The organism is Kribbella turkmenica, from assembly GCF_004348725.1.
GTDB classification, from domain to species: Bacteria; Actinomycetota; Actinomycetes; order Propionibacteriales; family Kribbellaceae; genus Kribbella; species Kribbella turkmenica.
Map to the genome: position 1 here is coordinate 20,588 of NZ_SMKR01000094.1, position 8,620 is coordinate 29,207.

An 8,620-nucleotide genomic window follows, 5' to 3' on the forward strand; every position below is an offset into this window, starting at 1 on the left:
GTCAGTCCTCTTGGGTCAGCGCGGCCAGGTCCGCGTCGACCATGATCCGGACCAGCTCGGGCACGTGCACCTGCGCCTTCCAGCCGAGCTCGGAGTTGGCCTTGGCGGCATCGCCGATCAGCGAGTCCACCTCGGTCGGACGTTCGTACCGCGCGTCGTGGTCGACGTACTGCTCCCAGTCCAGGCCGACGTGGTCGAACGCGAGCGTGACGAAGTCCTTGACCGAGTACGACGTCCCGGTCGCGACCACGTAGTCGGCCGGGGTGTCGTGCTGCAGCATGCGCCACATCGCCTCGACGTACTCCGGTGCGTAGCCCCAGTCCCGGCAGGCGTTCAGGTTGCCCAGGTACAGCCGCTGGTCCAGGCCGAGCTTGATCCGGGCGACCGCGCGGCTGATCTTCCGGGTCACGAAGGTCTCGCCGCGGCGCGGGCTCTCGTGGTTGAACAGGATGCCGTTGACCGCGAACATGTCGTACGCCTCGCGGTAGTTCCGGGTCATCCAGTAGCCGTAGAGCTTGGCCGCGCCGTACGGCGACCGCGGGTAGAACGGGGTCTCCTCGTTCTGCGGCGGTGGGGTCGCCCCGAACATCTCCGACGACGACGCCTGGTAGAAGCGGCAGTCCAGCCCGATCATCCGGATCGCCTCGAGCAGCCGGGTCGTCCCCATCCCGGTGGTGTCACCGGTGTACTCCGGCTCGTCGAAGGAGACCCGGACGTGGCTCTGCGCGGCCAGGTGGTACACCTCGGCCGGCTGGATGGACGCCAGCAGCGTGACCAGCCGGGACCCGTCGGTGAGGTCGCCGTAGTGGAGGAACAGCCGCTTGTCCTCGGCCTGCGGGCCCTCGTACAGGTGGTCGATCCGGCGCGTGTTGAACGTCGACGCGCGCCGGATCAGGCCGTGCACCTCGTAGCCCTTGGCCAGCAGCAGCTCGGCCAGGTACGACCCGTCCTGACCGGTGATCCCGGTGACGAACGCCTTCTTCACGATGCCTGCTCCCGGTGCGACTGGTACCAGGCGTAGGTGGCGGCCACGCCGTCTTCGAGTGCGATGGCCGGCTTCCAGCCCAGCGCGTTCAGCCGGCTGACGTCGAGCAGCTTGCGCGGCGTGCCGTCCGGCTTGGACAGGTCGTTGCTGATGGCTCCGGAGTAGCCGACCACGCGGGCGACCAGCTCGGCCAGCTCGCGGATCGTCACGTCCTCGCCGACACCGACGTTGACCGGCTCCGGCTCGTCGTAGTGCTCGAGCAGGTGCAGGCACGCGTCGGCCAGGTCGTCCACGTGCAGGAACTCGCGCCGCGGCGTACCGCTGCCCCACAGCACGACCTCGGGCGCGCCGTCACGGTGGGCCTCGTCGAAGCGCCGGATCAGCGCCGGCAGCACGTGCGAGCTGGTCGGGTCGAAGTTGTCGTTCGGCCCGTACAGGTTGGTCGGCATCGCCGAGATCCAGCGCAGGCCGTACTGCCGCCGGACCGCCTGGACCTGCATGATGCCGGCGATCTTGGCGATCGCGTACGCGTCGTTGGTCGGCTCGAGCTCCCCGGTCAGCAGGCTGGACTCGCGGATCGGCTGCTCGGCGTACTTCGGGTAGATGCACGACGACCCGAGGAACAGCAGCCGCGGGGTGCGGACCTCGAGCGCGGCGTCCATCAGGTTGACCTGGATGCGCAGGTTGTCGCTGAGGAACTCGGTCGGGTGGTCCCGGTTCGCCAGGATGCCGCCGACCCGGGCGGCCGCGTCGATCACCACGGCCGGCCGGTGCTCGCGCAGGAACGCGAACGTCGCCGCCCGGTCCCGCAAATCCAGCTCCGACGACGACGCACCGATCAGGTGCTGGTAGCCGGCCGCCTCCAGCCGGCGCCAGATCGCCGAACCGGCCAGGCCACGATGGCCGGCCACGTAGACAGGTGCATGAAGGTCCATCAGTACGCTCCTGCGCCGTAGATCACCGCGCGCACGGTCTTCCAGAGAATCAGCAGGTCGAGCGTCATCGACCAGTTGTCGACGTACCGCAGGTCGAGCCGGACCGACTCGTCCCAGGACAGGTCGCTGCGGCCGCTCACCTGCCACAGGCCGGTGATGCCGGGCTTGACCAGCATCCGGCGGGAGTCGTCGGCGGCGTACAGCGCGACCTCCTCGGACAGCGGCGGACGCGGGCCGACCAGGGACATGTCGCCGCGCAGCACGTTGAACAGCTGCGGCAGCTCGTCCAGCGAGAACCGGCGGATCCAGCGCCCGAGCGGCGTCATCCGCGGGTCGTCGCGCATCTTGAAGATGACGCCGTTCCCGTCGCTCAGCGCGTACAGGTCACCGAGCCGCTGCTCGGCGTCGGCGTACATGCTGCGGAACTTCAGCATGGTGAACTCGACGCCCGCGCGGCCGACCCGCTGCTGGCGGAACAGCACCGGACCCGGGCTCGACAGCCGGACCGCGATCGCGAGGCCGAGCAGCAGCGGCGACAGCAGGGTGATCAGGCCGAGCGCGAGCACCCGGTCGAAGACGGCCTTCATCAGGTGCGGCCCGCCGCTGACCGACGGCCGCTCCAGGTGCAGCAGGGACAGGCCTGCGACCGGGCGGACGGAGATTCGCGGGCCGGCGACCTCGATGATGCCCGGGGACACGATCAGCTCGATCCCGCGCTGCTCCAGTGCCCAGGACAGCCGGCGCAGGGAGTGCCCGGCCAGCTCCGGATCGGTCGCGATCGCGACCACCTCGACGGCGTGCCGGTCGGCGGCGGCCAGGATGTCCGGCTCGTCCAGCTCCTCCGGCTGCAGCGGCCCGGTCGAGTGTCCGTCGCCGCGCGGCCGGCAGGTCGCAACCACCCGGAACCCGTCGGTCGGCCGGCTCTCGAGGTGCTCACACAAGGTCGCGGCCGGACCGCTGCGCCCGACCACGAGAACCCGATGCATGCAGCGACCTCGGACCCGGTGCCGGTGCAGGTCCTTGCGCAGTGCGTACCGCAGTACGAGCGCGGAACCCACCATGACCGGGATCGCCAGGACGACGAAGCCGCGGGCGATCTCGGTTCTGGTCAGGTACGACGCCATCGCGACCGCGGCCGTGAGCCCGACACCGGACCGCAGCAGCGAACGGAATTCGTCCGGGCCGGCGCCGAAGTAGCGCGGGTCGTACCCCTTCGACAGGGCGACCGCGCCCACCCAGGCGAGCGGGAGGATGCTGCTGACGATCAGGTAGCCGCTGCCGACGTGGTAGCCGAACCGGGTCAGCAGGGCGATCGAGACACCGAGCATCGCGGCCAGCAGGTCACCGCCGACGGCGGCCCAGCGGTAGACACCCACCCAGTGCGGCTCTGTCGACCGCGACGGGAGCGGGACGATCGCGGGCACTTCGTGCGGCACGACCCAGAGCGGCCTGCGGCCGTCGACCGCGTCAGGTGCCTCAGCTCCGCTCACTCCGGCCTCTCGTCTCGCGCTGCTGTCAGCGGGTCACGGTATGTGCCCGCCGCAACTCGCAGCTTGCCCTTAGTACTGTCAAACGGAGATCGCGACCCAAGGTGACGGCACAATTGCTTGCTCGGAATCCCCAGAATTCACCCACCTGTTGGCGGAGCGACATCGCAGAGTACTACGCGCGGGGGCCGTCAGCGACGGCGACTCGGCGACCCTTGACTAGAATTGCCGTCGGGGGTGGGGGGATGACACAGGACGACACCGGGCGGCCCCGCATGCCTGCGCGCCCGGCGCTGGTTCCGGCGATCCGGCGGCCGGCCGCCGGGCTGGGGGTGCTCGGCCTGCCGGCGCTCGCCGTACCGGCGGTGGTCTTCGGCGGGGACACCGGCCCGAGCCGGCTGGACACGCGGATCCGGACGACTGTCCTGGAGAAGGCTCCGGCCGGCAGTTGGGACCTCATCCGTGGCATCGACTGGCTCGGCGAGCCGATCGGCCGGGCACTCCTCCTGATCGCCGTCACGCTGATCTGCTGGCGCGCGGGTCGCCGGGCGCTGGCCGCGACGGCCGTGGTCGGCATGGTGGCGGTGACCGTGCTCGCCACCGCACTGAAGCCGGTCGTCGGCCGGCGCATCCACGCAGGCTTCCTGTCCTACCCCAGCGGCCACACCGCCGCCCTGACCGCGGCGGCCCTGATCGTCGCGTTCCTCCTGGCCGACCTGCTGGACCTGGGACCGATCGCGGGAACGGCGGTCGTGCTCGCAGTCACCCTGGCCGCGGCCGGTCTGACCTCGTGGGCGCAGATCATCCTGGACGCGCACTACGCCACCGACACGGTCGGCGGATTCGGCCTCGCCCTCGTCGTCGTCCCGGCGACCGCGGCGGTGGTCGGTGCGATCGGACGACGGCTGCCGGCACGTGCGCCAGGTCGCTGACCCGTGGGCAGTCCCCCATCGTTCGTGCCGGCTGTCAGCCGCTTCGGCTCCGGCTCATCGGCAGGCGTTCCCAGAGACGTCGTCGGTGTCGGTTACGCGTAGCGGCGGAACACCGGCTTGACCGGCCGTCCGCCCATCCACCCCTTCGGGTCCCCGGCGTCGAGGGCCTTGCGATATACCACGCACGCCTCCGCGACGGTGTCGACGGTGTGGGCGATGTCGTCGTCGGTGAGCGCGGCGCTCACCACGAACGACGGTCCGATCACCCCACCGAGTACGAGCTCGCGGAGGAACAGCGTCCGGTACTCCTGGGACGGCCGCAGGTCCTGGTCGAGCGTCGCGAAGACCAGGTTGCTGGCCCGGCCGCGGACGACGACGTGGTCCTCGACCCCGGCCGCGGCGGCCACTTCGCGTACTCCGGCCGCCAGCGTCTCGCCGCGCTCGTGCAGCCGCTCGGCGATGCCCTCCTCGCGGTAGACGTCCATCACCGCGATGGCCGCGGCGAGCGCGTGCGTCTCGGCGCCGTGGGTGGTGGACAGCAGGAAGACCCGCTCGTGGTCGTCGCGCAGGCCGCCGCGTTCCATGAACTCGCGCCGGCCCGCCAGCGCCGACACCGCGAAGCCGTTGCCGAGTGCCTTGCCGAACGTCGACAGGTCCGGGGTGACGCCGTACACCCCCTGGGCGCCGGCCTCGGAGAAGCGGAAGCCGGTGATCATCTCGTCGAAGATCAGCAGCGCGCCGTACCGGTGTGCCAGGTCGCGGAGTGCCTCCAGGTATCCCGCGGGCGGGTCGTGCTGGGTCGCGGCCTCCAGGATCAGGCAGGCGATCTGGCCCTCGTGGCGGATCAGGAGTTCCTCGGTCGCGGCCAGGTCGCCGTACGGGAAGGCCACCGTGAGACCGCCGATCTCGTCCGGGATGCCGGCCGACATCGGCGTCCGGGCGATGAACCAGTCGTCGACGGAGAAGAACGCGTGGTCGGCACAGAGCGCGACCAGGGGCCGGCCGGTGACCGCACGCGCCAGCTTGACCGCGGCCGTGGTCGCGTCCGACCCGTTCTTGGTGAACTTCACCATCTCCGCGGTCGGCACCGAGGCGAGGAACCGCTCGGCCGCCTCGAGCTCGAGGATGCTCGGCCGGACGAAGTTGCTGCCGCGGCCGAGCTCCCGCCGGACCGCCTCCAGGACGCGCGGGTGGGCGTGCCCGAGACTGACCGCGCGCAGGCCGGAGCCGTACTCGACGTACTCGTTGCCGTCGACGTCCCAGACGTGCGCGCCGAGACCGTGCGAGATCACCGGCGCCATGTTCTCCGGGTACTGGTCCTCGCCCTTGGCGTAGGTGTGTGCGCCACCCGGGACGAGCTCGTGCAGCCGGGCGTTCGCCGCCACCGACTTGCTGAATGCCTTGGTCATGACAGCCTCCTGGTGGCGTCGGCGAGGGACGGTGCGGCCTTGTCCCGGGCGGACATCAGTGTGACCGGCAGCGGCCACGCGATCGCCAGGCCGGGGTCGTCGAACGCGATCGACACGTCCTCGCTCGGGTCGTGCGCCCGGTCGATCCGGTACGAGACGTCGGCCGGGTCGGTGAGCGCCTGGAACCCGTGCGCGCACCCGGCCGGGACGTACACGCTGACCTGGTTGTCCCCGGTCAGCTCGAAGTACTCGACGTTGCGGTACGTCGGCGAGTCCGTGCGCAGGTCGACGACGACGTCGAGGACCTCGCCGTACGAGCAGCGCACCAGTTTCGCCTCGCCGGCGCCCGCGCGGACGTGCATGCCGCGGACGACGCCCTTGCGCGAGCGGGAGATGCTGTCCTGGACGAACGCGTCCGGGTCCAGCCCGGCCGACGCCACCACGTCGCGGTCGAACGTACGGCAGAAGAAGCCGCGCTCGTCCACGTGCGGCGTCGGCAGGAACATCAGCGCGCCAGCGATCCTCGGTACCTGGATGACGTCCATCGATCCTCCTAGTGCCTGCTCGCGCGGACCTTCGGACCGGCCGCGAGCAGGGTCCTCGACAGGACGGCGTACTGCCGCCCGAGCAGTACGCCGTTCTCGGCGTTCTTCGCGCGCATGGCGGGTTCGAGCCGGCTCGCCCGCGCCTCCAGGGCCCGGAACTGTTCGATCAGCCGCGGCACGCTGAGGGTGCGGATCGACTGGCGGAACGCCGCCAGCCGCATCTCCTCCATCAGGATGTCGTTCTTGTTCGCGTAGCTGACCGAGATGGTCGGCTTCGACAGCCGCAGCGCGGCCTGCACGTTGTGGTAGCGCGAGGCAACGACCAGATCGGCCTCGGCCAGCTGGCTCATCAGCTCGCCGAGCGACTCCGCGGGCTCCCGGACCAGCCGCGAATCGACCAGCTCGGGGCGGGTCCGGCGCAGGTCGTCCACCACGGCGGCCACCACGACCTCGTCGGCCGGATCACCGGTGACGAGCCGGACCCGGTAGCCGTCGTCGACCAGCCACCGGGCGAACTCGACGATCTTGGCCTCGTACTCGGCGTAGATCTCCGCCGATCGCCCCCGGTCGGCATTGGTGCCGTGGTACTCCATCAGCCCGAGCGCCATGGTCTTGCGCCGCCGCAGCGACGGCTCCGGCGGCACCGGGGCGGGCAGGGCGAAGGCGAGGTCCGGATAGACCTCGTCCTGACTGACGTCGAGTCCCATCACCCGCATCGAGTCGCGGGAGTAGTCGTCGCGGAAGGAGCGGTACGTCGCCAGCCGCGCGGCACCGGTGTACAGCCACCGGATCGACCGCTCGCGGGCCACGTTCGCACCGACGCTGACGAGGGCGATCCTGGCACCCGACAGCCGGCCCGAGACGCACATCAGGAACAGTGCGTACGGCCAGCCCCACGGGTTGAGCTCCAGGGTCGTCTCCAGCGCTCCCATGCCGGGCACGATCACGACGTCGTACCGGCGGAGCAGCCGCGGCATCCGGAACAGGTCCGCCGCCTTGCCGAACATCTTGCGGACCACGGTCGTCAGCCGTGACCGGCCCGGACCGTGTGCCTGGTACCAGGTCATCGCCGTCGACGGGATGCCGTACTGCCGTTCGATCTCCTCAGGGCCGGAGCACACACAACTGATCTCGGCGTCCGGATGGCTGGCCCGGAGGAACCGCAGCATCGCGTCGAGCGACCCGTGGTTGCCCAGGTTGCCCGATCCCAGCAGGCCGAAGATGGCGATGCGTGGCGGCCTGCTCGTCCCCGCTGTGCTCATTCCTGGGAGACCCCCCGCCGACCGGCGACCGCGGCGCTGTCCGGGATCGCGGTCGGGGCGCTGGGCGATGCGTTGTCCTCGATCCGGCGCGAAGACGAACCGGGCATGGCCCGATCGGCCAGCCAGTGGGCCAGGTGGCCGTAGCACTTGCGCCGGTCCGACGACGACAACGGCGCCCGGCGGATCCCGCCGACGAAGCCGCCGATGTACTCCGCCAGCAGCCGGACGGTCGGGTGCCGCAGCCGGCTCGCCCGGCGCGGCTCCATGTTCGCCGACCGCGACCGGATGGTCGGCTTGGCCCGCTCGGCCCGGTCCGGGTGGTCCCGGCGGAAGAACAGCAGCTCGGGCACCTGGTGGAACCGTCCGTACAGGGCCAGCTCGGCCATGATCGTGCGGTCGGAGTGGTGGTAGCTCCCGTTCAACGGCGTACGGCGCAGGATGTCCGAACGCATCACGCCGTAGAAGTCGTCACCGCCGACGCCGAACAGCAAACTCCTGAACCGCTCGGGTGCCCGCGGGTCGTCGGTGGCCAGCGGGTAGTCGACCTTCAGGACGATGTCGCCGTTCCCGTCGATGATCGCCTGGTGGGCGTGCGCCAGCACGAGTGCCGGGTCGTGGTCGAGCGCCTCGATGCACCGCCGCAACAGGTCGCGGCCGTACAGGTCGTCGTACGACGCCCACTTGAACAACTCGCCGTGGGAGTGCTCGAAGGTCCAGTTGTGGTTCGGTGTCGCGCCGATGTTGACCGGCTGCCGGAAGTAGCTGATCCGCGGGTCCCGGGCCAGGTAGTCGCGGCAGATCTCCTCGGTGCCGTCGGTGGAGGCGTTGTCCGAGATGATCAGCTCGAAGTCGCCGTAGCTCTGTCCGAGCAGGGCGTCCAGGGACTCGGCCAGGTACTTCTCGCCGTTGTAGACCGGCAGACCGATACTCAGCCTGGGTACCTCGTTCATGTGCTCCTCATTTCTGGCATCTCCTCCCGGTCCGCCGTCTCGACCGGTTGCGGTTCTGTCTCCAGCCGCCGCTCGCGGATCCCCACCCCGAAACTGCACCACCAGACGATCGCGC

Annotated in this window: 8 protein-coding genes; 1 reads left to right on the top strand and 7 read right to left on the bottom strand. The window is 70.5% G+C overall.

All coding sequences use genetic code 11. The features are described from left to right. Window position 1 precedes the first annotated feature (1 nt). The 3 genes from gmd to E1218_RS21265 are packed head-to-tail and all read right to left on the bottom strand — an operon-like array spanning window position 2 to window position 3,410. A complete protein-coding gene (gene gmd, locus E1218_RS21255; RefSeq protein WP_233712361.1) occupies window positions 2–985 on the bottom strand; it encodes a GDP-mannose 4,6-dehydratase in 984 nt (327 codons plus the stop codon). Beyond that, window positions 982–1,920: a GDP-L-fucose synthase family protein gene (locus tag E1218_RS21260; protein ID WP_132322812.1), complete on the bottom strand. Its 939-nt coding sequence runs from the start codon at window positions 1,918–1,920 to the stop codon at window positions 982–984. The genes gmd and E1218_RS21260 overlap by 4 nt, the downstream gene beginning before the upstream one ends. Continuing rightward, on the bottom strand, window positions 1,920–3,410 hold the full coding sequence (locus E1218_RS21265; protein WP_132322814.1) for a sugar transferase: 1,491 nt from the start codon (window positions 3,408–3,410) through the stop codon (window positions 1,920–1,922). The genes E1218_RS21260 and E1218_RS21265 overlap by 1 nt, the downstream gene beginning before the upstream one ends. Before the next feature lie 242 nt (window positions 3,411–3,652). Between E1218_RS21265 and E1218_RS21270 the strand changes: the two genes are divergently transcribed. Then, window positions 3,653–4,339 (top strand): phosphatase PAP2 family protein, encoded by a 687-nt coding sequence (locus tag E1218_RS21270; protein ID WP_132322816.1) that lies wholly within the window; start codon window positions 3,653–3,655, stop codon window positions 4,337–4,339. 92 nt (window positions 4,340–4,431) lie between these two features. On the opposite strand, the gene E1218_RS21275 is transcribed toward E1218_RS21270, so the two are convergent. The 4 genes from E1218_RS21275 to E1218_RS21290 are packed head-to-tail and all read right to left on the bottom strand — an operon-like array spanning window position 4,432 to window position 8,505. Then, on the bottom strand, window positions 4,432–5,748 hold the full coding sequence (locus tag E1218_RS21275; protein ID WP_132322818.1) for a glutamate-1-semialdehyde 2,1-aminomutase: 1,317 nt from the start codon (window positions 5,746–5,748) through the stop codon (window positions 4,432–4,434). Next, on the bottom strand, window positions 5,745–6,293 hold the full coding sequence (locus E1218_RS21280) for a dTDP-4-dehydrorhamnose 3,5-epimerase family protein (protein WP_132322820.1): 549 nt from the start codon (window positions 6,291–6,293) through the stop codon (window positions 5,745–5,747). The genes E1218_RS21275 and E1218_RS21280 overlap by 4 nt, the downstream gene beginning before the upstream one ends. Window positions 6,294–6,301: 8 nt before the next feature. After that, a complete protein-coding gene (locus E1218_RS21285) occupies window positions 6,302–7,555 on the bottom strand; it encodes a polysaccharide pyruvyl transferase family protein (RefSeq protein ID WP_132322822.1) in 1,254 nt (417 codons plus the stop codon). After that, complete coding sequence (locus tag E1218_RS21290) at window positions 7,552–8,505, bottom strand: glycosyltransferase family 2 protein (RefSeq protein ID WP_132322824.1); 954 nt, start codon at window positions 8,503–8,505, stop codon at window positions 7,552–7,554. The genes E1218_RS21285 and E1218_RS21290 overlap by 4 nt, the downstream gene beginning before the upstream one ends. Window positions 8,506–8,620: the final 115 nt, after the last annotated feature.